Source organism: Bacillus sp. sid0103 (assembly GCF_019219025.1).
In genome coordinates, this window is the sequence record NZ_JAHUWN010000002.1 from 94,990 (window position 1) to 120,652 (window position 25,663).

Consider the following 25,663-nt stretch of genomic DNA (forward strand, 5'->3'; position numbering starts at 1 on the left):
AAGGGGAGGAACTCCTATGCGCGGATTTTTTATTATATTATGGGCTCTAGCAATCTTTATTCTTACCTGCACCACAAGTTTTTCGGGATTAATGGAATCGGGCCAAGTTCATTTTCAGTGGGACAGTCATCCCAATTTTTCTGAACTCTTATCACCATTACCGCTTGACCTTAGCCGTGACTTCCTGCTCCAAAAATGCGGTCACGCCTTGGCCTTTCTCTTTCTGACGTTATTACTGCAAACTAAATTCCATTCGAAAACAGTCATTTTAATTCTATCTATTTCATTTGCATCTCTAACTGAAATTCTCCAATTATATTTCAGTCGTGATGGAAGAATTTTCGATATTGGATTCGATTTAGTCGGGATTCTTTTTGCATCGGGTGCACGAAGCCTACTCATTGTGCACCAATCTAAGCAAACGCAGCTTTGATGGATTGGTTGGACTTTTTTGAGCATAGCTGATCCCTTGGTCCCTTTTTTTATAAAAAAAGCGGCCAACACTAATGTGAAGGCCGCTCCCAAACCAGTATTCTATCAAAATGGTACTTTCTTATAATATCTTCTCGTTGTCAGCGGATGATCCCTTTGCTCTTCCAAGTGGCAGCTGACCCTCTCCAGTAACGCCGCAAAGACAATCGGAGAAACCAGACTTCGCAGACCTTCGGAAATGCCCTCTAATGGAAAATCCTTCATATCAAAAACGGTTAATTCCTTAGAGTAATGTTCAGCAAATCGCTCGACTCTCTCTGCAAGCGGACGGGTTCGATCCTCACCTTTTAATAGAATAATACTCGTATCTTCTTCCACTAATTCCAATGTACCATGAAAGAAATCAGAGGCATGAACCGGTCGTGTTTTAATCCACTGCATTTCCTCTAATATACACATTCCATAATAATAGGTTTGCCCCCAATCGATTCCTGTTCCTGAAAGAATATGATACGGTGTCTCTTTATGCTTGCGGGCAAACGCCGCTGCCCTCGCCTCAACTGCTTCCTTCACGTTAATGAGCGCACTTGGCAGACTTTTCATTTCCTCGATAAATTGCTGATAGACTGGAAATTCATTCCGCTTATACATCAAACGGAACGCTAGTAAATAAGACTGGATATAGAACGATTCACAGGAGGTATCATCAGCCGCATAATTGACAAAAGTATAATCGGTTCCATTCGCTAACGGGGTAGAGGCATGCCCCACCAAGCTGATTGTTACCGCTCCTTTTTCCTTACAAAACGCCGCTGCCTCCACTGTTTCTTTGGTTGTACCAGACAAAGAAGGCAAGATCACCAATGAATGTTCACCCAGGTGCTGATGATCCATCAACATCAATTCTGAAGATATTTCTGTATAAACCGGTAAGGTGGAATGTGTTTTTAAAATATATTCAGCCGGGAGCATCAGGATGGCTGCGCCGCCAGTTCCGACAAAGAATACATTTTCCAACCCTTTTTGCATCACCGAATCAATCACCTGATCGAATTCATCCTTAAGAGATAAGGCCCCAGTTTGGATGGTTACATATCTTTCCACATCAAAGTTAAACATGGAGGCCACCTCCTAGTAAGCCATTTTACGGTAATATCTGCGAGTCTCTAACGGATGATTTCTTTCACGCTCAAGGTATACACTGATCCGGCCAGTTAGGGCCCAGTTTAGGCAGATCGCAAAGTGCTTTCTGAATTCCTCACTAATTCCTTCTAGGCGGTAATCCTTTGTATCCAAGATAAACAATTCATTGGTGATATTTTCTGCGAATCGTTCCACACGTTCCACCAATGGACGAGTTTCATCTTCGCCTTTGAATAGAATCACACTTGTATCTTCTTCAACCAGCTCAAGCGTTCCATGGAAAAATTCAGCTGCATGGATAGATTTGGACTTAATCCACTGCATTTCCTCTAAGATACACATAGCGTAGGAATAGGTATTCCCCCACAGGTTCCCGGCCCCAACTAGCATGTGGTAATCGGTATTTTTGTGCCTGATCGCAAATTGCTCAGCTTGTGAGTCGAACTGCTCTAACGCATCGACTATTCCTTGTGGTAAGAGGGCAATTTCTTTCGCAAATTGCTCATATTGCGGGAACTCATCATTGTTATGAATAAAGCGGAACGTAAGCAGCTGCAAATGTAAAAAGAAGGTGTCAAACGAATGCTTCTCATGACCAGTGGAGATGCAATAATCAACAGCCTCAGCCAACGGCGTGCCTTGTTCAGCTACTAGTCCAATCGTTGTCGCACCCTTCTTCTTACAGAACTCAGCAGCAGCTACTGTTTCTTTTGTTGTGCCAGTAACAGAAGCAAAGATACAAACAGAATCATTGGTCAGGTGGCGATTATTCATCACCATGAGCTCAGCGGCAATTTCCGTATGTATCTCCAGTGAGGAATTGGACTTTAAGATATACTCATATGGATACATCATCGCAATCGTTCCGCCGGAACCGATTAAGAAGATATTTTTAAATCCTTTAGCTGAAATTCCATCAACAATCTTCTCAATTTCTTCCCTCTTGGCTAGTGCTTCTTTCCCAACCAATTGTAAAAATAAATCAGCATCAAATTTCAACATCGTACATTACCTCCAAATTTTTATTAGAATTTTTAAGACTATAGTTTTAAAACACCTTTAGTGCCTGACACCGCTTTTTAGTAAGGTACTTTCCACATATATCTTCTCGTGCTTAGTGGATGGTTACGAGCTATTGCTAGTTCTTCTGCATATTGGCGCAGGATGGCTTGAATGACGAGTGGGGCTATGTAGCCTTTGACGCTTTCTGCTACGCCCGTTAGATCAAAGTCCTTTGCATCCAGGACGACGACTCTTGCGCCATATCTTTGGGTGAATTCTAATGAGCGTTCTTCTAATGGACGGGTCTCGTCTAAACCTAACAGCTGAATCACTGGTACGTTTTGATCCAAGACTTCAAACGGCCCGTGGAAATATTCCCCGGCATGCAGAGCGTGGGAATGAATCCACTGCATTTCCATCAGCAGGCAAATCGCAAACCAATAAGCAGTTCCATAATTCGCGCCACTCGCCATCGTGTAAATCACTTTTTCATCTTTATAGCTTTGCGCAAATTCCTTTGCCTGATCTAAATACTTTGCTTTCTCCTGTACTAAAATTTGATCTGAATTCTCTAAGGAGGAAACGACATCGGAAAACTTTTCATTCCCTTCTTTGGCAGCCAAAAGTCCAAAAACAAGTTCCAGCATCACGGCTGGTGACTCATTCACATATTTCGCTTCTTTTCCATCTTCATACACAATGACATATTCAGATGCTTCGGCAAGCGGTGATTCCGGGTCAAAGGTTAACGAGACGGTAATTGCACCTTTTTCCCGCGCAAAGCGGGCAGCCTCCACCGTCTCTGGTGTTTTTCCATAGTGGGAGCACAAAATCACCAGCGATTTCTCATTGAGTTTCCGCGGGTTACGATGCACAAACTCATTGGAACTATACAGGTCCGAATCAATCGTTGCACTTTCCCTGTCTAAAACGTATTTACTTGCATACATGAGGGATGAAGAGCCGCCGCACCCTACGAAATAGACACGATCGATGTCCCTTTCTTTAAAGACATCCAAAGCCTTTTGTACGTCTGCTAACATTTTTTTAACCTCCTTTATTTATTGACTTTGACAGATGAAACTTCATTTTGTGTATATTGGAGCCTTTGATAGGTACCAAAACAAATCAAGGCGAATCCACCAATAAAAATACATCCATACAGCAGCACTATAGGTCCAAATCCATCGTAGAGCAGCCCGCCCAGTAATGGTCCAATCGTCCTCCCAACATTGGCGGCACCGCTTACTAAACCTTGGTACATTCCTCTTCTATCTTTGGGTGCCAGTCGATCCGCAATCGCTGGCACGGCCGGAAAAATAAGGATTTCTCCGATCGTCATAATCACCATTCCCGCAACAAACCCGCCATAGGAATGACTCTGTGACAAGAGGCCGAAGGTAGCCATAAAAAAGAGTACACCCGATAACAGCTGCCACTTCATCGGAGTTTTCATGCGGGCAATCAACCATTGGAGCAACGGCTGACCCAATAAGATCAGTACCCCGTTGATCGTCCACAAAGTACTGTACGCGGACAACGGGAATCCTAATTGGTGCATATAGTTAGAAATACTCGTTTGCCATTGGATGTAGGTAACCCAGCAAAACATAAACCCTAAACAAAGAATAAATAAGGAATGAAAGCTTTGCGAAGGGCGCACCTCTTGTTTCGGCATCAGGACCTGCTCCTTTTTTACCTTCGCAGCTTCAATAACTGGGTCAGGTTCTTCGAGAGCGAACCAAACGATGAAGATAAAGACGAGATAGGTGAATCCATTGACCCAAAAGACGTATTGAAACGAGAATTGCGCCACTATGCCGCCTAAAGCGGTACCTACTGCTACACCGAAATTAAGAACCAGATAGATGAGATTGAAGCTTTTTCTGCCGCCTTCCTTCCAAACAATCCCTGCTAAGGCATAGATGGGAGGGAAAATGGTTCCAATGGCTAATCCAAGCAGGATCATCAGTAGGATATAGACGGGCCATGATAGACCAATTGAAATAATGAAAATATAACAGGCAGATGCTAGGACCGCTAGAAGAAGGGTTCGTTTCCCCCGAATGCGGTCATATAAGTAGCCTCCAAGGAAACTGCCAACAATCTCAGCTCCTGAATGAAGCATTAAAACAAAACCTGCTTCCGACAGCGTTTTTCCCATTCCTTGTGTTATGTAGATGGTGTGCAAGGGCCAAAGAAAAGCCATACCAGTGGAATTGACCAACATTGCGATTAATAAAACTTTTAAGCTCTTGGGATAACTCCTCCAAATCGACATAGGATAAAACTCCTTTATATCACTGAATTAGTCACCCTATTCAAAAACAACCCCTTAGTCCGTTACAACAGAAACGGTGCAAGACTTCGCAGGGATTTTTCAACCGCCTCGTTGGGATCGATCAAATATTGTGAAGAAGTAAACTCCAACGTAAGGGAGCGATTGTAGTTGTAGTCTCCTAAGGTTTTCATATACTTTTCCAATGGCAGGCTGCCGTCCCCCCAAGCTAAATGTCCACCCGGGTTCCCATCGATAAAGTGGATATGGACAAAGTCATCCTGTAATTGCTCAAAATAGCTGGCCAGTTCCTCCCCTTCTACCGCAAGCGGAATGGTATCGACCATTCCTTTGAAATAAGGAGAAGCAATCGCAGTAAGTATTTCTTTTAACTCAGGTAAGGTAGTAATCAGATTAGACTCAATTTTTTGTAATGGCTCAAGTACTAAAACGATTCCTTGTTTCTCCGCATAATCGGTTAGCTGTTCCAAAGAATCTTGGCTCCGGCTCCACGCTTCCTGCCTACTTTCATTGCGGTATCCCCATCCGGCCGTTACCAACACCATCGGAGCCTCTAATTCAAGCGCAGCTTCGATTGATTTTTTAAAATAAGCAACACTTCTTTTACGAATCGCGGACTCCTTTGCCGCCAGATTTATCGGATACATACACTGTTCAGGAGTAAAGCAAACGACCTCCAATTCACGCCGGTCGATCTCTTTCTTAATAGCACGGATTTCTGTTAAGGATAGATCCTCCACATACAGGTATGGCGCAGCACCCCATAGTTCAATTTTTTCAAACTCAAACTTCACCATCGCATCTAAAAAATAGTCCAGCGGATAATGCAGGTAATGAAAGTTCATCCCTGTTATTTGCGACCGTTTGATTTTGCCCATCCAATCCCTCCTTCTGCGTGAAGATTTATAAAAGACATCCCAGCTAGTATTTGCTAAAGAGTCATATGGTATATACCATTCAGGCTAATCATACGAAACTAGAGTGATGGAGATGGAAGAGGAAAGCGGATCAACCCTTTCCTTTTCCATTCTCCTATCTCTTTTATAAGTTTGATTACCCTTTTACACTACCTGCAGATAGACCACGAACAAATTGCTTTTGGTAAACAATATACGCGATAATCATTGGAAGCGCCGAAATGGCTAACCCAGCCAATTGGATTCCGAAATTGGTATTCAACTGGCTTCGCAAATTCATTAGACCAACCGGAATCGTCCTTAACGCAGAATCTTCCACAAATACTAACGCAAACATAAATTCATTCCACACGTTCATACCTGTTAATAACGCACACGAGGCAATGATCGGTTTCCCCATCGGAACAATTATATGCCGATACACTTTCCAACTATTACATCCATCAATTATCGCTGATTCCTCAAGCTCTCTCGGAATCGACAGAAAATAGGAGCGCATTAAAAAAATCGAAAACGGCAGTTGAAAAGCAACATATGGGAGAATTAACGCCCAATAAGTATTGTAAAGGCCAATCGCCTGCAGTAATTTGTAAAGTGGAATTAAGCTGACCTGCGGAGCTAGCATCAACCCGCTAAGGATAATAACCAGCAAAATATTTTGTCCTTTAAACTGGAAGCGGCTCAATCCATAAGCAGCCATCGAACCTAGCAGTAAAACAGTTACAACCGATACCAACGTGATGAACACACTATTTAGGAAAAATTGACCAATCCCGGCATCCCAAGCGGCTCGGTAATTTTCCCACAGCCATTCCACCGGCAATGACCAGGTATTTAAGAAAAAGTCAGCATTGGATTTTAATCCGCTCAAGCCGAGCCAAATGATCGGATAAATGATCACCAAAGCAAAGAGACTAAACCAGACAAGAACTACCGTTTGAAAAATTCTATTTTTCACCTTCAAGGACAGCTTAGAACTACCTGTCCTGATTTCTTTTATATTCGTCTCAACTACCGTGTTATTATTCGCCATTGCCCTACGCCTCCTGTCCTGATTTGCCTATTTTCAGCTGAATTAAGGAAAGAGTAAGGGTGACGACAAAAATAATGGTTCCAATGGTGGAAGCATAGCCCATTTCATCATTTCGGAAGGCGGACCGATAAAGCATCGTTCCTAACACTTCAGTTGAACGGCCTGGTCCTCCATTGGTCATTACATACACCTCATCGAATACTTTGAATGCACCGATTACCGTGATCACCGTACCGACCAAAATCATTTCCTTCATTTGCGGCAAGGTGATGAAAAAGAACGTTTTTATCTTAGAAGCGCCATCAATCATCGATGCTTCATAATATTCAAAAGGGATTTTTTGCATCGCAAGCAAGAATAACATCACCATATAACCGGTGTACTGCCATTGTGAAACAGCCACAACAGCATAAATCGCCGTCTTACTGTCACCCAGCCAAGATAGTGCCCATTCCGATTGTCCGAGTGCTTTTAATACCCCGTTCACTAAACCCACTTCCGGGTTATAAAGGAGCTGCCATAACAAGCCGACTACAGCAATGGAAATAACGGATGGGATAAAAAAGACGGTCCGGAAAAAGGGCTGAAATCTTCTAATCAATTTATCTTCTAAAACGGCGGCAATAATTAGGCCTAAGCCTACCTGAAAAACCAACGAAATAACAGCGTACAGAGAATTATTTTTTAATGCGGTAAAAAAGACCGGATCCTTAAATAGTCTGCCATAATACTCCAAGCCCACAAAAACTCTTCCAGCGTCAAAAGAATTCCACCGAAACAAACTGTTATAGAGGTTTAATACAATCGGCAAAAATACAAAAAACAGGATGAAAAGGAGCGCTGGCAAAATAAAAAGTATCGCGGTTCGTCTGTTTTTAAATGTTTTTGTCATCCCCAACTTCCTCCTAGGAGGGGGTAAGCAGTGCCCTGCCTACCCTTTCTCGTTTATAAAATGATGCACGCATTAACTTAGATTACTGTCTAGCTCCAGCGCCCTGCGGCTAGTGGACTTCGCTAAACGGGCTCTTCCGCTTTTCTTATTCCACTTCACTCTGAACTTGCTTAGCTACATCTTGTACTTCTTTGATAATTTCTTCCGGCGTTTTGGATCCATCAAGCAATAGCTGGATATTGGATAGATACACATCCGCTACCTTCGCATGAACATCTGTGTCGAGCCATTCAGCCATTCCTTCAGCCTTCTTCATGACATCCACACCTTCGGCTACTTCCTTTAAGGCTGTATCTGGGTTTGTGGCCCCATCAATCGGACTTGGCCAGCCAATTTGTTTCACAAGCTTTAAGGCGTTTTCTTTACTTGTTAAATACTTCAAGAATTTAATCGCTTCTTTTGGATGTTTTGTTTTGGAAGAAACGATAAATCCATCTGGTGCACCGGTGATGAAACTCTGACTGCCCTTACCATCTGTAATGGACGGCATTGGGAAGAAGCCCCAGTTTCCTTTCATATTATTCTCGATCGTTTGGAACTCTTCTAATTCGACATAGAAGATTGCTCCCTTACCGGCTGCAAATAATTGTTGTCCCATATCATGTGAGCTAGAGTTAACATTCTTCATAAAATAACCCTTCTTATTCAAATCAGCTAACATTTGCATGGCCGTAACATAACCAGGGTCTGTAAACTCACCTGATTTCGGATTATAGTCTTTCATTCTCACATCTTGGGCCACCAACTTTTGGTTTAAGCCTGTTAGGTAATGGATTGCAGCCCATGGGCCTTGGTTTCCTAGAATAATCGGCGTTTCTCCACCCTTTTTCAAGGTGTCTAGCACTTTTATAAATTCATCCCAAGTAGTTGGTGCCTGTAGTTGATATTTATCAAAAATCTTCTTGTTGTAAACAAAGAATTTTCCATTGAAACGAAGCGGAATACCGTAATTTTTTTCATCGGATGTGAAAGGCTGAAGGGATGCCGGAATAAAACTGTCCTTCCAAGCTGTATCTTCATTTAAATAAGGAGTTAAATCTAAGGCTGCATCAGCACGGACGAATTTCCTGGCAAATTCACCTGACCACGAAAACATAATATCTGGAACTTCGTTACCGCCAAGAATAACACGGAGTTTGTCTTTAATTGGTTCATCTGCAATCGCTTCCATTTTAATCTTGATATCTGGATTTTCCTTTTCAAAGGCTTGCACTACTTCTTCAAAATAAGGAGCGTATTCTGGCTGCGGCCACTTATGCAAAAACTTTAATACAACTTTCCCCGACTCTTCATTGCTTGAAGAGGAACTAGAGCATCCCGTCAGGACAAGAGCGAACACTATCAGTACTGCTAATAAAACGTTTATTTTCCTTCTCATTTCATTAACCCTCCTTATTTTTTATAAAATCAACTATACAAAAGTGGTATCCATTCACCCCCAAAACCTTCTATAAATGGTTTTATATTTTAATCCCTTTAAGGAAATTAATAGGGAATTCCATGACCAAAGGCACCATCAACTAGACATGTTTTTGACGCAAACTTTGCCCCTTCCTCCATGCTGTTTTTTAAGAGGACCCCTTCCTGAATATCAGGGGTTTCCTTTTTTCCAGAAAGATAATGTAAGATAAATGCTGTAAAAAAGGAATCCCCGGCGCCTAATGTATCAATCGGCTGAACAAAGTGAGGCTCCTGGCGGTAAAAGGATTGGCCGTCATACACAATCGATCCGCGTGAGCCCATCGTGCCCAGCACTAATTTACTCCCGTAGGAATGTACACGTTTTAATAGATTCTCTACTACCTCGTCGGCCAATTGGCCACAACTTAACAGACTTATATCAATATACTTGCAATTCTTTTCAAGTAATAAATCGGAATAATCACTTGAAAAATCATAGGATACCAAAATTCCAAATTCTTTTAATTTATGTAACTCTGAATCCATCTCACTGTAGATACTGCTATGAGCAATATCAAAGCTTTTAATATATTCCAAATCTTCTAGGCTAAGGACAAGCGGATGGTCGATTTGAACACCGCCCCCATTCCCGCCGATGAATACCCGGTCACCATCCACTAAATCAACAGCCGCGAAGCCATTCTCACCTTCATGCTGCCTGCAATGAGAAATATCCACATCCAATCCTTTTAAGGTGGAAATAATATGCTCTCCGGCACGATCATTGCCGAACACACCAAGATAGGCTGCTTCAATTCCCAAATGTTTAGCATAAACACTGAAATTCAACGCATTTCCACCTGGGTACATCGTTTTTTTATAAATATATTTATCCACCACATTATCACCAACACCGATTACCTTCATGAAAAAAACCTCCATCTACCACTTTGGTATATACCATTTGTTCTAAAAAGGAACTGAAATGATTCTTCTCATTTCAGTTTTAATTCGGAATAAAATTTCACAATATCGCTTCTTGTTAACGATGTTGAAAATTCAATTTCCTTTTCTTTTTTATCAAAGGCAACCGACTCTTGGAGAATACACGGGCTCTCCAATCGTATTTTTAACAATTTGCTTTCACCTTCATCCGACACGGTCACCTGCATGTATTCTTTTGCCATGACCAGAACAATCCCGTACTCTCTCTCTAAAATTTCATACAAGGAATCATTGTCGGTAATCATTTTATCTAGCCCTGGGCAAAGTTTTTCAGGGAGAAACGACTCTTCAATCGAGATCGGAGTCTCGTCAACAAGCCGAAGCCTCCTAATGACAATCATCCCTTCCCCCACCGCCAGCTTTAGTTTTTGGGCCAGATTTGCATTAGCTTCCATTTTACGTATAGACAAAATCTGTGTACTTGGGATTAATCCCTTACTTAGCATGTTTTTGGTGAAACTGTTAAACGTAACAAAATCCATTTCAATTTTTTTATTATTAATAAAGGTTCCTGCACCAACACGCCGTTCCACCACACCTTCCCTTTCCAGGATCGACAAGGTATGTCTTGCTGTCATCCGGCTGATTTGAAACTGCTCAGCTAGTTCCCGTTCCGAAGGAAGCTTATCACCATGCTTAAGTTTACCGCTCTTGATCTCCTCGAGAATTTGATTCTTTAATTGTTTGTAAAAAGGAACTGCCTCATCATCACTTATCATTCTACTCATCTCTAATTTCTCCCGTTTATGCAGAAATTCAATCTCTTATATAAAGATTATAGTATTTCTACTCCTTTTGTAAATTCTTGCTTTCAAAGTGGTATATACCATTTAAAATAAAGTGAAAACCATTCTTTCTGGAATTTAGAGAGCCTGAATTTTTAAAAGCGCTTACATTTACTTGTTTTTAGAATAATTTAAATTTTCAGCTATGTCAATAGACTATTAACCAAACAAATATCTACAAAATAAACCATAACGCGGTGTCAGGCACCAATTTATTTTTTTCAACCATGTCCTTTTGGCCGACTTTTTTCTATATAGAAGGTGAAAGGAGGTGAGGGAAAATGGCACAATCACTTTTAGAAGGAACGAAGCTTCGTTTAGTGTTTGAAGGCGGTATGGATGAGGATGGCGAACCAATTCTACGCGCCAAAACATTTAGCAATGTCAAAAAGGATGCAACAACGGATCAGTTATTTCAAGCGGCAACCGCCATTTCTGTTTTGTGCAATGACATGTTAAACAAAGTAGAACGAAATGATAGTTCTGAAATTATCGCTTAATCGGGTATGAACTGAAGTCTAAAGAAGGAGGTCAATGAACATGGCAAAAACATTAGAATTACAATTTGTTACGGAGCTTGGAAAGACAGCCCGTCTATCCGTCGAAAATCCCAAGGACCCCATTGATGAAGAAGTCGTGAAATTATCGATGTCACAAATTATTGCATCTGACATTTTCACCACAAGCAGCGGCAAGTTTGTGTCTGCAAAAGGTGCGAGAGTCGTCGACCGCAACGTGACGGATTATGAACTAGTGTAAGAACTATTGCAGAAATTCGACTACATTACCATGTTAACACGCTGATGCGGTTCATCTTGGATGAACCGCATTTTTTAGTGGATAGTGCCTCAAAGTTGTTTATTAAGCAAAACCAATAATTTTTTTTGCGCTCTTTGATTATAGAACATTTTTTTTACTCGCAAATTACTTTGTAAATACCTTCTTACATGCCTATTAACATAAAACAAACGGCGATATTTCTCTTGCGCATATATCTTTTTAAACCAATCATGTTTTTTGAGCTGCTCAATATTCTGGTCAATCTTTCTCGTATCCAAACCGGCAGTAGAACTTGTAGCGATCAATCCCAATAGATCTAATAAATAATAGAGCATATGCACTACTCCGTCTCATCTTAAGTGTCATTTTTCGCGTGGGGTTTTCAAATAAGAAAATAAACGGCAAAAATCAGCACTACTCCCACAACGACTGCACCTAGTATTCTCCTGCTCCGATTCCCACCCTGTTCCGCTTTTCTCCATTCGCGTTCAGCGACTTCCTCTTTTTGGGTCAATCTTTTTCGTTCGAAAAAAGCAGCTAGTTTATTATCCTCACTTATTCCTGGTTTCTTTTCCGCACTTGTTAGTATCTGTTCTATTTCTGCAACAGTCATAGGTTCTTCCTGTTCAAGTTTTTCCAAGATTGGCTCACTTAATGTAGAAAAACTCTGGATGACTGCAATTAATTGCCGAATATCAGAAACAGCTCCTAAGCGGGGTTTCCCTTCAAGGGCCTTTGCCTCGCCAGTTCCATATAAAAACACTCTACCTTGGTTGGTAATCCAGATGTTCTCAGGAGAGATGGACCCATGAATCATCTTATGATCGTGAAGATGGCGGACAGCAGCAAGAAGCTGTTTGATTTGATCAGGTTCGAGTGGCCCTTTTTCAATTAAGGGTGACCCTTTTTCCCCTTCCAATAGAGAATATAAGTGATCTTCATCGACCTTTGCTACCTGTTCCATCCTCGGTAATTGGCTATAGTCAGTGATCACTACTTGGTACTCTTCTTGAAGCTGGTTCCATTGTGCCTTCTTAAAATCCGTGGATTTATTCGAAAAATCAACTAACCTTAAAATAAACGTCCGACCAGTTTTTGCTTCCCCTACTTCAAAAACACTCAGACCAAAATCATTGGAAAACAACTTCCTTTTTATTTCAAAACCACCAATATTCACTGCTCACACCATGCTTTCTTTTTATGTTAAACGTTCTTCTGTAGGCTCTTTTCGTAAAATTTGGTTGCTTTTAGAGTCAAAAAAGGTTCTTACGAAAAGAGGCCACGAAGCATCTAGATATACGGGGTGATGAAATTATACGAAAAACAACAATCGATGCGAAAATAGCCCTTTGTAAAGATGGAAAGAATCGTATGTAACCGCTTTTACATTCTATCATTTTGCGACCCGTTTATTAATCATCTCTCATTCTTATTATAGTCACGAGAAAAATGGCAATGATAGTAGTGGAGGTGAAAAAACGATGACAAAAGATCCAAATCTTCGTGGGGATATGCTGGCGGACGAATGGAATAGTGAAGAAGTTCAAAATGAAATGATGTTCACGGGAATAACCCACGACGAGTGGCTAGTGAACAGACTAAATGATGAGGATGACTATCCAGAAGAAGAACATGATGATTACGCATGGTAACCCTGACTGAAAAAGCCACGGGAGCGCCGTGGCTTTTTAACATTACTGGCGAATGAGTTTCATTTATTGGCGGATACGCCTCACTTACTGACGGATAGCCTCATTTTACAAGCGGATAAGCGCCACTTTCTGGCAGATAAGATCCGTTTACTGCCGAAACCGCAAATCAGAGGTCCCCCCAGACCTGAAAAATATCGAAATCTCAGCAATAGGCATCTTAAAATAGGCATCTAAAAGGAGCTTGGCGGAATAGGTGCTGAAGTTGGCGGAATCCTTCTACAGTTTGGCGGTATAAATCTAATCATCGGCGGAATCCCTCCACAGTTTGGCGGAATTCCTGTCCAAATTGGCGGAATCCACAAATCGAAGGGCCCTCCGGACATAAAATAAGTACTGATTTTAAGTTTGATTAACTAAAAAGGTCACATAAATGGAGCTTGGCGAAATATCCGCCACTTACTAACGGATAACCCCACCTTACTGGCGAACCCCCTCATTTTACTAACGATTAAACCTACTCAACTTCATCTACTCTCTCAATATGTACTAAAAATCCAACCTCTGGACTATACTGTTACAAATCACTTTCAATTGGAGTGGATGTCATGGATGAACAGAAGAATTTTTTCATAGGGATTTTCTGGGCGACCATACTTAGTGTTCCACTGTGGTTGGCGTTGTTCGGATGGGTCAAAATATTTATGAAACTCTTGTAAAAACTTCATACACATCTACTTTACATAAAAATAAGGCCGGGAATCCGGCCTTTTTTCCTTAACGATTATCTACTTTTTCTGGATAAATATCATGATTCATCAAACGGAAATGGGCCATTTCCTCATACTTGGTTCCTGGTTTCCCATAGTTGCACCAAGGGTCAATCGAAATCCCGCCTCGTGGCGTGAATTTCCCCCAAACCTCAATATATCTTGGGTCAAGCAGCTTAATTAAATCATTCATGATGATATTGACACAATCCTCATGGAAATCGCCATGGTTTCTGAAACTAAATAGATATAATTTCAGTGACTTACTCTCAACAATCTTTTTGTCCGGAACATACGAAATATACATCGTCGCAAAATCCGGCTGGCGCGTTAACGGGCATAAACTTGTGAATTCCGGGCAATTAAATTTCACGAAATAATCGCGGTCCGGGTGAAGATTGTCGACTGCCTCCAATACCTCCGGCGCATATTCAAATGAATAGGTAGTCCCTTGATTACCTAATAATGTTAAATCCTTTAAACCTTCTTCGTGGCTTCTGCCAGACATAAAAAAACCTCCTTGCAATGTGTCCCACACTTTTCCAAGAAAGAGTTTCTGCAGCATCTCTACTTATCAAACTAAAGGATTCCATCAAAAAAGCCACGTCCGATATGGACATGGCCTAAAGTCATGTATCCATAGTTTTTTATAGAGGGTATCAGCTATGAACCTCTCCCGCAAGCACGGGTATTCTCTTCCACATATATTATAGAACCCTGAGCCAAACGTCAATTGAAAATTTTTGTAAGTTTTACTCAACCTCATTATCTATACGTATTTCACCACTAATCTTCATTTCGGGTAAAATACTTTTCTGAATACTCATTTAGCAAATGAGTAAAATGAGCGCGTGTGTTTTCCTCCAGATGAAAATGGACGCCATACAGATACAAGCCTTCAGACATTTCATCTTCCCAAATAATGATTCCCGGAATATGGATTTCGTTGCCCCCCTCTGTCGCAAATAAATTACAACGAAAGATCTCTTACCACAAAATGAAAATAGGCAATCTGTGTTAAAAAGTGTCAGCCCATTCCTCTATTTCCTGTTCTGATTTTCTTTTTTTTACTAGTTAAATAGTAAGCAGGTATCAGCCCCCTTTGTGCTATAATAATTTCCGAAGGCTTTAGGGTTACGAACGTTTTATTTTATGGAAAGGACCTGTTACAAGGCATAGGGGGATATGATGAAACAACAAGAAGTGGGTTCCAGATCCATCGTGCTGCCGCTTACCATTTCCATCATTGCCATTTCATTTTCGGCGATTTTTGTCAAATGGTCAGACGCTCCAGCCTCCATTTTGAGTATGTACCGGATGTGGTTTGCCAGTATCTTAATGGTACCGATCGTCTGGAAAAAACGCAGTGAATTTAAACATATTGTTAAAAAGGATTGGTTCTTTTTATTTTTTTCAGGTTTCTTTTTGGCACTGCATTTTGTCCTTTGGTTCGGGTCTTTGAAACTAACGACAGTCGCAAGTTCGACTATTATCCTTGCCTTACAGCCTATTGTCTCACTGCTCGGCGGCTTTCTTCTATTTAAGGAACGAACAACATTGTCCGCCATTATGACAATGGGGATTGCAATCATCGGAGCGATGATGATTGGCTGGGGAGATTTCGGATTAAGTACGGACGCGATTATGGGCGATTTACTTTCATTTTTTAGTGTAATCTCTGTCGTTGGCTACTTATTAATTGGGCAATCAATCGTCAAAAAAGTATCACATTGGCTTTATAGCTTTTGTGTGTTTTTCGCTGCATCTATTGTGCTAACAATTTATAACGTCACGGCAGGAGTTACTCTAAGTGGTTACCCGGCCAAGGAATGGGGCATCTTCTTATTACTCGCCACCGTTCCAACGGTCTCACACGTGATAAATAACTGGCTTTTAAACTACGTCAATGCGACGACGATCTCAATGAGTATTTTAGGTGAACCCGTTGGCGCCACCATCCTTGCAGTAATTCTATTAAACGAGCACCTTGTCGCCTGGCAAATTGCTGGCGGTCTGCTCGTCCTGCTCGGTGTATTCTTCTTTTTGAGCCAGCAGCAAAAGCCGCTGTCACAAGCGGTGAAAGAAGAACCGGTTAATTAAATTTATTCATAGAAAAAGGGGCTAAAATTAGCCCCTTTTTTTCGTTTTATGGATATTGTTTTTCAGTTGATAGTACTACTTCATCAACCAAACAGTCTTACCGTCCAACTTCCCACAGTACCAGTTAGTGCTTCCTACTTTCGCCGTGAGGTTAGCAGTGAATTTCTTGTTTTTGTAAGAAGAAAGTTTCTTATAAACGACGTCTTTTTTACCACCCCATGCTTTGCTATAGGCACTGCCTGTCCCTTTGAGGTACATAGTTTTGGCTTTTTGACTGACGACCGAATAACTAACATCGGATATATCGGAAGATTTGATCCAGCCAACCGGGCTTGCGCCTGTTGAACTTTTACTAATTAAATAATAGGTTTGACCATTTAGCAGCCCTTTTCTCTTAATATAGTAAACCTTATTGGTATAGGTGGATCCTGCCTTAAAGTTCGAACTCGACCCAAGCTTCCTATAAACCTTAACGCTGGTTATTTTGATATTGCCTAACCTGCTCGTCGCACTTTCTAGTGTATTCGATAGGTACCCGCCATGAATCCATACGGTCTTACCAGCCATGCTTCCACGGTACCACGTGTTATTACCGACTTTTTCGGTTAAATTGATCTTAAATTCTTGGTTTTTATTTTTCGAGAGATCTTTAAAAATCAGATCCTTCGTACCGCCCCATGGCTTGCTATATGCGCTGCCTTTGCCTGTGAAATACATTGTTTTGGCATTTTTGTCATACGTCGTATGTGAATAATTTGTGATATCGGAAGAGTTGACCCAGCCGACCACGCCTGTTACACTACTAGGCTGTTTACTGATTAAATAATAGGTTTGATCGTTGATCGTTGCCTGTTTCTTAATGTAGTAGACGGTCCCGGTGTAGGCAGATCCAGCTTGAATCGCACCTGTTGAAGTGCCGACCGTTTTATAGATCATAACAGTGCCATTTTTAAGCTGGCCTAACCTGCTCATCGCCCGCTCCACTTTTGGTACCAATCGGCTTGAATAAATCCATACGGTTTTTCCGTCCAGATTCCCGCGGTACCAAACCATATTTCCAACTGTTTCTGTACCATCTACCTTAAATTCTTGATTTTTATATTTGGACAGTGAAGAGTAGATGACATCTTCCTTCATGCCCCAAGCCTTGCTATATGCGCTCCCAATGCCCGTAAAATACAACGTCTTCGCTGTGGATTTTACACTAGATTCTGGATAGGAAAGCAGATCAGCAGCCTTTGCCCAGCCGATCACTCCGTCCACACTGCTTGGCTTTTCACTAAGCAAGTAATAGGTTTGTCCGCTAATAAAGGCTAAGTTTTTAATATAAAACGTTTGGTTCGTATACGTTTCTCCTGCCGGAACGGCTGTTGCCGTATTAGTATAATCCTTATAAATCATGACCTTGCTGCTTGGGATTTGCCCTAAGCGATTGGTATTTTCCGTTTTATTTGGGAAGGTTTTATATTTCATAGTAACTAACTGGACAAATTGATCCCAGCTATAGCCCCACTGTTTAAAATATGCATGCGGATCCGCATGGGTGGTGCCTCCAAGGTACTTGGTGACTGCAGCATGCGACCATAGTGTTCCTTCACCTGTTTTTTCGGCATTTACTAAAGGTAAATTATATTCATAAAGCACGGATGCAATGTAATTCCCATAGTTATTAATCGAACGTGCAAACTTGTCAAAGCTCTTCTCTCTGACTAGTTCAATATGTACAAATCGTTGGTTTGCATAGGATCCCGCACCCCAGGCCCCATAATTCGGCGTATGGATTTCAATCACCCGCGAACCATCAGCAAATGCATGAACAAAGGCTCTACTATGGTTTCTCGTCATATAGGCAATCTCACTCGAGATCGTCGATCTGCTATTTGCCGTTTCATGGGCAACAATCCCCTCAACCTCACCATAACCATTCCGATACGTAAATTTGGTAAAAATATTTTTGTAATCTTGCTCTACTTTCGCGGGTACTAGTTTCATAGAAATGATATAATCATTAACTTTGGGGTAGGTCGTTCCCGCTGCGCTCATAAGAGAGGGCTGTACCAAAACAAAAACCAATAGTGACAAAACAGAGATGACAACTTTCTTCATTTTTCCTCCTAATATAATAGTTTAAATGTCTGCTAGACTCATAAAAACCATTATACTACGACAAACGAAGGATTCTAAGGAAAATTTAGTTTTACTAAATAATTTTGAAAATTCATAAACTTGTGGTGACAGCCACCATTTCAAAAAAGAGAGAAGCGCATGAAGCGCTTCTCTTTGAGTTTGGTAGTGGAAATCGACCAAGTATGCGGCTTTACTGGCGGATGGCCCCGCTTTACTGCTGGATGGCCCCACTTTACTGGCGGATAACCTAACCTCCCTTTACTGGCGGAAGTTCTACTTTACTCTCGGAAAGCCACTTCCAACTTGCGATGACCCTCCCATTCACGCATTAGTCTCTGTTTATCAAAGCTTCCAAGTTGGGAAGTCAGTTTCTTTTTGTTTTTCATACTCCTTCATTCTAGAGTAGGAGTTTGACAGTTTTGATAGAATGTATCCCTGGGGGCTTGGTATTTCCATTTGCTTGCTTAACTCTTGAATTTTAATGTTAGTAAACATTTTTGAAACTTGAGCTAGATGTTCAATCGTGTCCATTAGTTTAGGGTTATCGTTGTAATTGCTTTTTGCAATAAAGTAAATATAATCAAGTTTGTTCCTTATATCCTTTAATGTCTCGAGATTAAATGGTTCAGTTGACATTACATTCCCCCCTTATCCTTAAGCATATGGAACAAACGGTAATTATGAACAAAATCCCAAAAATAAATTTTAGAGACATAAATTGAAATAGCATATAAAATGCACTGGAAACTTCCCAATCCGTTTTCTACATGTATTTTTTAGGAATACTATGAACTTAAAAAAAGGCAGGAAACTAAATGAAAATTAACAATATCGAACTCTCAGAAAGCAATCTAAGTGATTTAAATAATGTCTATCAACGATTATTATCAGACTTTCCGGCGAATGAATTAAAAGATTACAATCACCTTAAATCGCTCCTAGCGAAAGGGAAATATAAATTACTCTTGGCAACCAATAAAGAAGAAATCGTTGGCTATGCCTTTATTTATGAATTTGAACATATCCCTGTGATTTGGCTTGATTATTTGGCAATCGATAAGCGATTCCAGAATCTTGGGTATGGGAGCCTCATATTTAATAAAATTCTTCAATCAAAACAGGCCGGAATATTTGTCGAAGTGGAAAAACCCGAATGCGATGAGCATGCGAGAGTACAACAAATAAGACGGATAAACTTTTACGAAAGATTGGGCGCCAAGAGATTACATATCCCTTATAAACTCCCCACCAACGATGGCGGGTTTCCAATGTACCTGTATTTTAGACCCACATCTAACCTGCATCGATTGCCAAAGGAACAAATACAAGCTGCAATCGCAGAGGTTTTTGGAAATATTCATTCTGATGTATCTGATCGAAATGCCATTTTAGATGAAATTTCCACGTTCATTGACGATGAATATGTTTGATAAAAAGAAAAGCAGAAGTTTAGCCGTTTGGCTGCTTCTGCTTTTCGATCTGTTGCCATGGCTATAGTGACAAGTTCACAGTTTGTTTGAAATGGTATGGAGAACTTTTGAACAGGACCAATTGCGAACATAAAAAAGGAAATTCGCATATAGTAAGATATTACAATGCAAAGGATGTTCTTCTATGTCAGAATTTCCAGTTCCAGTGAAGATTGATTCCATCAGTGGCGGTGTTGTCCAATTTGGCGCTTCATTGTTTGTTTCTCCTAAAAGCGCCATAAAAACTACACATGGCTCAGGTTCTACCAATACAGGGGTTCATGTCACAACGATCAATGGTCAAAGTACCTCCACTTCCATTAATTCCGATCTATTTGACCAACCCATCGTTCACGATAACTAACCATGGTCAATCGGGAAAAGGTTGGGGAATTCCTCCTGCACGCCCACTCAAAAAAATACATTTCACACAACTTACTAGACACGCAGAGAAAATTCCCCCACCTTCATTTAACCTCCTAAAAAAGGTAAAAAAAACGTCTAATTATCTACATTTTTATAGTTTTTTCAACATATATAGTTACTTCGAGAAAAAAGGGATCACGGAAGAATTATTGAGTTCAACTGTAACCAATGTGGAAACCACTTCGGATGGCTAGAACTAGTTCAATCCATAATATCAATAAAAACCAAGGGATAATCCCTTGGTTTTAACTTTTTGGAGCAGCCCCGTCATTCACCAGTTCATTTTCTTACGTAAATTAGTAATATGTGCAAAATGATGCCGGCCATGCCATGCGTAAATTCCGATATTTCTTCCGACAGAAACTTGACCCGATTCTGGATGGATAAAGGTTCTTTTCATATCCTCAGGTGATAGGCAGCGCAAAAGGTTGACCAAACGGATATGCAGTGCCTCAAGTAATGACAGCGAAGTGTCCACAGACAAGTTGGAATCAGATAACTCAGCCCACTGCCCTTCTTCGTAAGGCTTTATCACAGGGTTATCCTCGGTAAGTGCCAATTTAAAACGAATATAGGCATTCATATGACTATCGGCAAGATGATGTACAACTTGGCGAATCGTCCACCCGCCTGAGCGATAGGGGATATCGAGTTGTTCATCATTCAAATCCTTCACCGCATCCCTTAGTAGACTCGGTAATTCCTCCATCTCCTTGATCCAACCATCAATCTCACCAAAGGTAATCTCACCATCAAATTCAAACCTTCCAATTGGGTATCTCACATCCATTCCCATTCCTCCTCAATGTTCAGTCAACATACAGGTTACTCGAATCATTTCTCAATCTTATTCATATACCTATGCACACTCTATTCTACTTAATTCTCTATGTACTTTTCGAATTAAATGCAAAAGACGATTCAGATTATAGCCCGAATCGTCTTTTGATTGGTAATTATTTATGCACTTACTTGTGCTTTTTCGTGACCAGGTCCTTTTTTGCTAGTCTTTTTGATGAAAGGAATCACCCAGCGGTCTAAACCGTTCGACCTGCATTGTAACCAGCAGTTAGAATGATGAAACCAAGGAAAATGTCTCTTGGGTTGTGAGATACGGTACCTGCTAAGAAGAAACTGAAGTTCATCACTAGACCAAAGAACATCGCTGTTGTTGTTAAGCATCCGAGAATTAACCCTAAGCCGATTAATGTTTCGCCCCAAGGAACGATGACGTTGAAGACATCTACATTTGGCAGTGCAAAGTGTTTTAAGAAGTCTACATACCAGCTAAATACCATGGCCCCATCTGGACCCTTTACCGGGTTGGCGATGGCTCCTTTTAAGAATCCAGAAGCATCGAAGCCACCGGTTAATTTATGAAAACCTGCTGTGAACCAAGAATAGCCAAGGTATAATCGTAAGACAGTTAAGATAGCCGCTGCAATTTTGTTTTCTCTTAAAAACGTATTAAACATGATTTCATTCCGCCCTTCAATATTTATTTGTTCTTTATGATTACACTATATTCCTTTTTTCTATTAAACAACATGGGTATAGTGTCAAGTTCACAGTTTGTTTGAAATGTTTTGACGAACTTTTGGACGACTTCAGGAAGTCCATTTTTATGGGGAACAGTCCCTAAAAATAACTCCCCTTTGACCTATTCCAAAAGTGTGGTGCCTGACACCAACAAAAAAATCCCAGCAGTCAGCAACTGGGATCATTTGTTTCTGCATCAGGTAAAAAAATTCCGCCTAGATACTCGGCATGTTCGAGATATTGGATCACAAAGTCTGTTAATGACATCGCGATACCTGTATCTTCTAACCAATAATCATAGCTATTGGCCAGTGTTTTTTTGATTAGGTCGTTATGCAGCCAATTAGGTGCCAGTTGATGATCAATACTGGCAAGGATTTCAGCAATCTCCTCGGTTGTGGTTATGTTTAACACCTTCTTAGAAAAATGTTCATTTCACCTTTTCTAATCTATATTGTTATTTTCCCCAAAAATGCTAAAACAGTGATCCTATTTTTGACGGTGCAATTGGGGACAAATTTTGTGATTGGTCTTATATTATTGCAACTCTATATATTCTCTAAAGATATCTACAAACATTTATCGTTTATCTACAAATTTGAGAGGATATCTACAATTTTCAAGAGAATATCAACAAAGTTGAGGGGATATCTACAATTTAAAGTGGATATCTACAAAATTAAAGAGGATATCTACAATTTTTCGAAGATATTTACAATTTTAAGTGGATATTTTAATTTTTTCAAAGATATCTACAGATCTTAAGTGGATATTTGCATTATTACAAAGATATCTACAGATTTTAAGTGGATATCTTTGAGGATATCTACAATCCCTCCAATTTCATGGGAAAATCATCCCTCTTGACACATAACCGAATTTGCTATAATATCTCTCAAGTTCAAGACTTTTACCGTACGAAACAAAAGGGGAGTGGATATATGAAGAGCAGAACCACCGTTATGATTAGCATCGTTCTTGCGATGCTGGTTGCGTCGATTGATGCGACGATTATGAATACAACGATGCCGATCATTGCCAAAGAGTTAGGGCGATTTGACTTGTATGCGTGGTCGTTTGCGTCCTATATGATTACCAGTACCATCCTTTCTCCTGTGGCTGGGAGATTATCAGATTTATTCGGCCGAAAAAAAGTATTCGGCTCTGGCATTCTACTATTTTTAATGGGATCGCTTATGTGCGGGATGTCGGCCAATATGATTCAATTAGTCATCTTCCGCGCTGTCCAGGGAATTGGAGCAGGATTTATGATGCCGTTCCCTGCCATTATTGCCGGTGACCTGTTTTCAGTCGAAAAACGAGGAAAAATCCAAGCGTTATTTACGGCGATGTGGGGGCTATCTGCTGTCCTTGCGCCATTACTCGGATCCTTTTTCGTTGAGTTTATGACTTGGCGATGGATTTTCTTTGTGAACTTACCGGTTTGTTTAATCGCATTTGTGACGCTTCTTCCTTACAAAGAAAACTACCAACCCAAAAAAGCGAAGGTCGACTACATTGGCGCAATTCTATTCGCCGTCGGTGTCACGTTCCTTCTATTAGATACCATCGTAAAAGAAAATCGCATTCTTTACTTGTTGATCGGACTTGTCTTTCTCGTTGTGTTTTATTTTTACGAGAAAAAACAAACATCACCAATTGTTCCGCTCTCTATGTTTAAAAATAAGATGATTTCACGGATTAACATCAACGCCTTTATTGGAACAACCGCCTTATTCGGAACCGCTAGTTTCATCCCACTGTTTTTACAGAATATCGCTGGACTTTCATTATTCTTGAGCGGTGTGGCCTTACTCGGCACGGCGGTTGGCTGGATGGCTGCTGCCGTACCTGCGGGTAAATGGATTCTCAAGTACGGATATCGGACCTTGTTAATCATCGGAAATGCGTTACTATTCGGATCAGGGGCATTGTTGACCCAACTCAATCCAAGCCATGGTTTTTGGTTTGTGTTTCTTGTCATGTTCGTGCAAGGACTCGCGTTCGGCTTACTAACCACGGTCGGAATGATCGGCGTTCAGCAGCTCGTCGGTGCCCATGAACGTGGAATCTCAACTTCCTTCTTCATGTTCTGCCGGAATATGGGGACGGCAATCGGCGTCACCGTCATGGGTGCGTTATTAACTAGCGGCTCCGATTTCATGCACGGCATCCATCATCTGTTCCTATTCGGGTTCATTGGCAGTATCTTAGCGTTACTAACCTCCTTCCTTATTCAGAGGGATCCATCCGAGCAAAAAAGCATCAACCCTAGACCGAAAGTAAGCTAGTTGGTCGCTTAACTTATTAAATAACCCAAAAAGGGCTTGGAGTTTTCCTCCAAGCCCTTTTTGCGATTCATTTATATTTTAATGCAATACTCGTGCTGCTGTTGTAAATCTAGATGGATTATATGTAGCAATTTTTACAACATCTCCCGTTTGCGGAGCATGAATATATTTGCCGCCTCCAATATAGATGCCGACATGGTGCGCAGGGTTGCCCCTAAATACCAAATCACCTTTCTGTACATTATACGGAGAAATTTGGGTTCCAACATCCTGTTGGTCACGAGAGACCCTCGGAAGAGAAATCCCAACAGAACGGAACACATATTGGGTGAACCCTGAACAGTCAAACCCGTTTGGAGATGTTCCGCCCCATACATAAGGAACACCCAAATATTTTTTAGCAAATGCTATTAACTCATTTGCATCTCCAGAGTTAGTGACTGTTTCCTCCGGTGTATCGGATTTGGATGGTTTTTTTGCTGGAGAATCTTGTTTCGGTTGGCTTGGGCTTTCTGGTGCTGGTTGCTGTGCTCTTTCTGGTGCTTGTTGCTGCGCTCTTTCTTGCGCCTCTTGACGTGCTCTTTCTTGTGCTTCACGTTGTGCTCTTTCTAGTGCTTCTTGTCGTGCTTTATCTTGAGCATTTTTTTCTGTTTGTTGGTGAGCTAGTTGCGTTTGTTGTTGCTTTAAGGTATTTTTTGATTCTGCCAATACGGTTTTAATTTCTTCTTTATCTGCTTCAATCTGCTTCTGTTCAGAAACTAAGTCATCCTGGCTCTTTTTTAATTGGCCTAATTCGTTTTCAAGCTTTTCCTCTGCACCTAGTAAGTTTTCTTCTTTTTTAGCAAGAGCCTTCATGATATCTGTATTACTATCAAGAATTTGCATAATCGCAGTAGAGCGAGTTAATAGCTGGGAAAAACTTTTAGATGAAAGGATAAATTCTGCGTATGTGATCATCGGCTGTTGACCTTGTTCCTGCATAGTTTTTAGTCTTGCAGAATAATAGGTTTTGTTTGTTTCTAAGTCTTTTTTTGCTCTTTCAATTTCAGCCTTTGTTTTTACGATCTGACCTTGTTGTGCTTTAATATCATCGTTTAGTTGTTTGCTCTTTTCCATTCCAATGATGATTCGGTCGTCTAGTTGTTGAATCTTATTTTCTATGTCTTCAATTTGATTTTGTGTTTCTGTTATTTTTCCTTTTGTCTCATTGATCTGTTCTTGCGTAATAGTTGGACTTGCAAAAGTAGGAGTTGCTTGAAAGATCGAAGTCAATAGAGCAACTGATACCGAATATATTAATAATTTCTTTTTCATTCCATTCTCACCTTTTCTTCAAGAAAATTTTTCCGATTTATATATTTATAGTTTAAATTTCCAAGAGAATAATAACAATGGTACTGGTGAAAATGTAATGAATTTGTAATGTTATGTAGAAACTTCATAGAAAGAGTCGAATAAATTACATATTTTTCGTGAAAGTATCTTATCTTTCGTCATTCATCTTTTATATAGAGGGTCTAAATGCCCATAAAAAAACTCGAAG

General features: G+C 40.6%; 26 protein-coding genes, 1 pseudogene and 1 riboswitch. Of the genes and pseudogenes, 8 read left to right on the forward strand and 19 right to left on the reverse strand.

Translation table 11 applies throughout. From position 1 onward, the window contains the following. The first annotated feature begins 16 nt into the window (after nt 1–16). On the forward strand, nt 17–433 hold the full coding sequence (locus KW850_RS02580) for a VanZ family protein (RefSeq protein ID WP_218346014.1): 417 nt from the start codon (nt 17–19) through the stop codon (nt 431–433). A gap of 104 nt (nt 434–537) precedes the next feature. Here the strand turns inward: KW850_RS02580 and KW850_RS02585 are convergent, their stop codons facing one another. The 10 genes from KW850_RS02585 to KW850_RS02630 all read right to left on the reverse strand — a co-directional run bounded on the left by KW850_RS02585 (nt 538) and on the right by KW850_RS02630 (nt 10,912). Continuing rightward, complete coding sequence (locus KW850_RS02585; RefSeq protein ID WP_218346015.1) at nt 538–1,551, reverse strand: SIS domain-containing protein; 1,014 nt, start codon at nt 1,549–1,551, stop codon at nt 538–540. Between the two features lie 12 nt (nt 1,552–1,563). Beyond that, complete coding sequence (locus KW850_RS02590; protein ID WP_218346016.1) at nt 1,564–2,577, reverse strand: SIS domain-containing protein; 1,014 nt, start codon at nt 2,575–2,577, stop codon at nt 1,564–1,566. Nucleotides 2,578–2,654: 77 nt separating this feature from the next. Beyond that, a complete protein-coding gene (locus tag KW850_RS02595; RefSeq protein WP_218346017.1) occupies nt 2,655–3,620 on the reverse strand; it encodes an SIS domain-containing protein in 966 nt (321 codons plus the stop codon). A 14-nt stretch (nt 3,621–3,634) separates the two neighbouring features. Beyond that, complete coding sequence (locus KW850_RS02600) at nt 3,635–4,858, reverse strand: MDR family MFS transporter (RefSeq protein ID WP_218346018.1); 1,224 nt, start codon at nt 4,856–4,858, stop codon at nt 3,635–3,637. A gap of 62 nt (nt 4,859–4,920) precedes the next feature. Then, nucleotides 4,921–5,754, reverse strand: a complete 834-nt coding sequence (locus KW850_RS02605) for a TIM barrel protein (protein ID WP_218346019.1) — start codon at nt 5,752–5,754, stop codon at nt 4,921–4,923. 175 nt (nt 5,755–5,929) lie between these two features. After that, nucleotides 5,930–6,826: a carbohydrate ABC transporter permease gene (locus tag KW850_RS02610; protein ID WP_256358045.1), complete on the reverse strand. Its 897-nt coding sequence runs from the start codon at nt 6,824–6,826 to the stop codon at nt 5,930–5,932. Between the two features lie 4 nt (nt 6,827–6,830). Continuing rightward, the gene (locus KW850_RS02615) at nt 6,831–7,718 is read right to left on the reverse strand and encodes a carbohydrate ABC transporter permease (protein WP_218346020.1); all 888 of its coding nucleotides are present in this window, start codon (nt 7,716–7,718) and stop codon (nt 6,831–6,833) included. Between the two features lie 145 nt (nt 7,719–7,863). Then, nucleotides 7,864–9,156, reverse strand: coding sequence for an ABC transporter substrate-binding protein (locus tag KW850_RS02620; protein WP_218346021.1), 1,293 nt, complete (start codon nt 9,154–9,156; stop codon nt 7,864–7,866). 107 nt (nt 9,157–9,263) lie between these two features. Next, entirely contained in the window at nt 9,264–10,106 is an 843-nt protein-coding gene (locus KW850_RS02625; RefSeq protein ID WP_218346022.1) for a fructoselysine 6-kinase, read from the reverse strand. 68 nt (nt 10,107–10,174) lie between these two features. Beyond that, entirely contained in the window at nt 10,175–10,912 is a 738-nt protein-coding gene (locus KW850_RS02630) for a GntR family transcriptional regulator (protein ID WP_218346023.1), read from the reverse strand. 338 nt (nt 10,913–11,250) lie between these two features. On the opposite strand from KW850_RS02630, the gene KW850_RS02635 reads away from it, so the two are divergent. Together KW850_RS02635 and KW850_RS02640 are read left to right on the forward strand one after the other, a co-directional pair. Next, nucleotides 11,251–11,469 carry a DUF1659 domain-containing protein gene (locus KW850_RS02635; RefSeq protein WP_218346024.1) on the forward strand — a complete coding sequence of 73 codons (219 nt, stop codon included), beginning with the start codon at nt 11,251–11,253 and terminating at the stop codon, nt 11,467–11,469. Nucleotides 11,470–11,509: 40 nt separating this feature from the next. Continuing rightward, on the forward strand, nt 11,510–11,728 hold the full coding sequence (locus KW850_RS02640; RefSeq protein ID WP_218346025.1) for a DUF2922 domain-containing protein: 219 nt from the start codon (nt 11,510–11,512) through the stop codon (nt 11,726–11,728). Between the two features lie 89 nt (nt 11,729–11,817). Here the strand turns inward: KW850_RS02640 and KW850_RS02645 are convergent, their stop codons facing one another. Continuing rightward, entirely contained in the window at nt 11,818–12,084 is a 267-nt protein-coding gene (locus tag KW850_RS02645) for a hypothetical protein (RefSeq protein ID WP_218346026.1), read from the reverse strand. Nucleotides 12,085–12,131: 47 nt separating this feature from the next. Continuing rightward, nucleotides 12,132–12,926, reverse strand: coding sequence for a serine/threonine-protein kinase (locus KW850_RS02650; RefSeq protein WP_218346027.1), 795 nt, complete (start codon nt 12,924–12,926; stop codon nt 12,132–12,134). Between the two features lie 304 nt (nt 12,927–13,230). On the opposite strand from KW850_RS02650, the gene KW850_RS02655 reads away from it, so the two are divergent. Further along, nucleotides 13,231–13,401 (forward strand): hypothetical protein, encoded by a 171-nt coding sequence (locus KW850_RS02655; RefSeq protein ID WP_218346028.1) that lies wholly within the window; start codon nt 13,231–13,233, stop codon nt 13,399–13,401. A gap of 774 nt (nt 13,402–14,175) precedes the next feature. Here KW850_RS02655 and queF read toward each other — a convergent pair. Continuing rightward, nucleotides 14,176–14,676, reverse strand: a complete 501-nt coding sequence (queF, locus tag KW850_RS02660; protein ID WP_026564093.1) for a preQ(1) synthase — start codon at nt 14,674–14,676, stop codon at nt 14,176–14,178. Nucleotides 14,677–14,801: 125 nt separating this feature from the next. Then, nucleotides 14,802–14,848, reverse strand: a riboswitch (PreQ1 riboswitch). Nucleotides 14,849–15,356: 508 nt separating this feature from the next. Here queF and KW850_RS02665 point away from each other — a divergent pair. Then, complete coding sequence (locus KW850_RS02665; protein WP_218346029.1) at nt 15,357–16,268, forward strand: DMT family transporter; 912 nt, start codon at nt 15,357–15,359, stop codon at nt 16,266–16,268. Nucleotides 16,269–16,343: 75 nt separating this feature from the next. Here KW850_RS02665 and KW850_RS02670 read toward each other — a convergent pair whose 3' ends face one another. Together KW850_RS02670 and KW850_RS02675 are read right to left on the reverse strand one after the other, a co-directional pair. Further along, nucleotides 16,344–18,374, reverse strand: coding sequence for a peptidoglycan recognition protein family protein (locus tag KW850_RS02670; RefSeq protein ID WP_218346030.1), 2,031 nt, complete (start codon nt 18,372–18,374; stop codon nt 16,344–16,346). Nucleotides 18,375–18,737: 363 nt separating this feature from the next. Further along, a complete protein-coding gene (locus tag KW850_RS02675; RefSeq protein WP_218346031.1) occupies nt 18,738–19,031 on the reverse strand; it encodes a hypothetical protein in 294 nt (97 codons plus the stop codon). A gap of 179 nt (nt 19,032–19,210) precedes the next feature. On the opposite strand from KW850_RS02675, the gene KW850_RS02680 reads away from it, so the two are divergent. Then, nucleotides 19,211–19,825 carry a GNAT family N-acetyltransferase gene (locus KW850_RS02680; RefSeq protein WP_218346032.1) on the forward strand — a complete coding sequence of 205 codons (615 nt, stop codon included), beginning with the start codon at nt 19,211–19,213 and terminating at the stop codon, nt 19,823–19,825. Between the two features lie 184 nt (nt 19,826–20,009). Beyond that, a complete protein-coding gene (locus KW850_RS02685) occupies nt 20,010–20,228 on the forward strand; it encodes a spore germination protein (RefSeq protein ID WP_218346033.1) in 219 nt (72 codons plus the stop codon). A 333-nt stretch (nt 20,229–20,561) separates the two neighbouring features. On the opposite strand, the gene KW850_RS02690 is transcribed toward KW850_RS02685, so the two are convergent. From KW850_RS02690 to KW850_RS02700, 3 genes and pseudogenes are all read right to left on the reverse strand, one after another. After that, nucleotides 20,562–21,080 carry a YfiT family bacillithiol transferase gene (locus tag KW850_RS02690; protein ID WP_218346034.1) on the reverse strand — a complete coding sequence of 173 codons (519 nt, stop codon included), beginning with the start codon at nt 21,078–21,080 and terminating at the stop codon, nt 20,562–20,564. Between the two features lie 170 nt (nt 21,081–21,250). Beyond that, a pseudogene (locus KW850_RS02695) lies at nt 21,251–21,765 on the reverse strand (DoxX family protein). A 232-nt stretch (nt 21,766–21,997) separates the two neighbouring features. Continuing rightward, nucleotides 21,998–22,243 (reverse strand): hypothetical protein, encoded by a 246-nt coding sequence (locus KW850_RS02700; RefSeq protein ID WP_218346035.1) that lies wholly within the window; start codon nt 22,241–22,243, stop codon nt 21,998–22,000. A 527-nt stretch (nt 22,244–22,770) separates the two neighbouring features. Here KW850_RS02700 and KW850_RS02705 point away from each other — a divergent pair. Beyond that, complete coding sequence (locus KW850_RS02705; protein WP_218346036.1) at nt 22,771–24,120, forward strand: MFS transporter; 1,350 nt, start codon at nt 22,771–22,773, stop codon at nt 24,118–24,120. Nucleotides 24,121–24,198: 78 nt separating this feature from the next. Here KW850_RS02705 and KW850_RS02710 read toward each other — a convergent pair whose 3' ends face one another. Continuing rightward, on the reverse strand, nt 24,199–25,434 hold the full coding sequence (locus KW850_RS02710) for a C40 family peptidase (protein WP_218346037.1): 1,236 nt from the start codon (nt 25,432–25,434) through the stop codon (nt 24,199–24,201). Between the last annotated feature and the right edge of the window lie 229 nt (nt 25,435–25,663).

What these genes read in the sequence shown, in the direction of transcription:
- KW850_RS02580 (WP_218346014.1), top strand. Translation starts at nt 17, where the DNA reads ATGCGCGGATTTTTTATTATATTATGGGCTCTAGCAATCTTTATTCTT.
- KW850_RS02585 (WP_218346015.1), bottom strand. Translation starts at nt 1,551, where the DNA reads ATGTTTAACTTTGATGTGGAAAGATATGTAACCATCCAAACTGGGGCC.
- KW850_RS02590 (WP_218346016.1), bottom strand. Translation starts at nt 2,577, where the DNA reads ATGTTGAAATTTGATGCTGATTTATTTTTACAATTGGTTGGGAAAGAA.
- KW850_RS02595 (WP_218346017.1), bottom strand. Translation starts at nt 3,620, where the DNA reads ATGTTAGCAGACGTACAAAAGGCTTTGGATGTCTTTAAAGAAAGGGAC.
- KW850_RS02600 (WP_218346018.1), bottom strand. Translation starts at nt 4,858, where the DNA reads ATGTCGATTTGGAGGAGTTATCCCAAGAGCTTAAAAGTTTTATTAATC.
- KW850_RS02605 (WP_218346019.1), bottom strand. Translation starts at nt 5,754, where the DNA reads ATGGGCAAAATCAAACGGTCGCAAATAACAGGGATGAACTTTCATTAC.
- KW850_RS02610 (WP_256358045.1), bottom strand. Translation starts at nt 6,826, where the DNA reads ATGGCGAATAATAACACGGTAGTTGAGACGAATATAAAAGAAATCAGG.
- KW850_RS02615 (WP_218346020.1), bottom strand. Translation starts at nt 7,718, where the DNA reads ATGACAAAAACATTTAAAAACAGACGAACCGCGATACTTTTTATTTTG.
- KW850_RS02620 (WP_218346021.1), bottom strand. Translation starts at nt 9,156, where the DNA reads ATGAGAAGGAAAATAAACGTTTTATTAGCAGTACTGATAGTGTTCGCT.
- KW850_RS02625 (WP_218346022.1), bottom strand. Translation starts at nt 10,106, where the DNA reads ATGAAGGTAATCGGTGTTGGTGATAATGTGGTGGATAAATATATTTAT.
- KW850_RS02630 (WP_218346023.1), bottom strand. Translation starts at nt 10,912, where the DNA reads ATGAGTAGAATGATAAGTGATGATGAGGCAGTTCCTTTTTACAAACAA.
- KW850_RS02635 (WP_218346024.1), top strand. Translation starts at nt 11,251, where the DNA reads ATGGCACAATCACTTTTAGAAGGAACGAAGCTTCGTTTAGTGTTTGAA.
- KW850_RS02640 (WP_218346025.1), top strand. Translation starts at nt 11,510, where the DNA reads ATGGCAAAAACATTAGAATTACAATTTGTTACGGAGCTTGGAAAGACA.
- KW850_RS02645 (WP_218346026.1), bottom strand. Translation starts at nt 12,084, where the DNA reads ATGCTCTATTATTTATTAGATCTATTGGGATTGATCGCTACAAGTTCT.
- KW850_RS02655 (WP_218346028.1), top strand. Translation starts at nt 13,231, where the DNA reads ATGACAAAAGATCCAAATCTTCGTGGGGATATGCTGGCGGACGAATGG.
- queF (WP_026564093.1), bottom strand. Translation starts at nt 14,676, where the DNA reads ATGTCTGGCAGAAGCCACGAAGAAGGTTTAAAGGATTTAACATTATTA.
- KW850_RS02665 (WP_218346029.1), top strand. Translation starts at nt 15,357, where the DNA reads ATGAAACAACAAGAAGTGGGTTCCAGATCCATCGTGCTGCCGCTTACC.
- KW850_RS02670 (WP_218346030.1), bottom strand. Translation starts at nt 18,374, where the DNA reads ATGAAGAAAGTTGTCATCTCTGTTTTGTCACTATTGGTTTTTGTTTTG.
- KW850_RS02675 (WP_218346031.1), bottom strand. Translation starts at nt 19,031, where the DNA reads ATGTCAACTGAACCATTTAATCTCGAGACATTAAAGGATATAAGGAAC.
- KW850_RS02680 (WP_218346032.1), top strand. Translation starts at nt 19,211, where the DNA reads ATGAAAATTAACAATATCGAACTCTCAGAAAGCAATCTAAGTGATTTA.
- KW850_RS02685 (WP_218346033.1), top strand. Translation starts at nt 20,010, where the DNA reads ATGTCAGAATTTCCAGTTCCAGTGAAGATTGATTCCATCAGTGGCGGT.
- KW850_RS02690 (WP_218346034.1), bottom strand. Translation starts at nt 21,080, where the DNA reads ATGGATGTGAGATACCCAATTGGAAGGTTTGAATTTGATGGTGAGATT.
- KW850_RS02705 (WP_218346036.1), top strand. Translation starts at nt 22,771, where the DNA reads ATGAAGAGCAGAACCACCGTTATGATTAGCATCGTTCTTGCGATGCTG.
- KW850_RS02710 (WP_218346037.1), bottom strand. Translation starts at nt 25,434, where the DNA reads ATGAAAAAGAAATTATTAATATATTCGGTATCAGTTGCTCTATTGACT.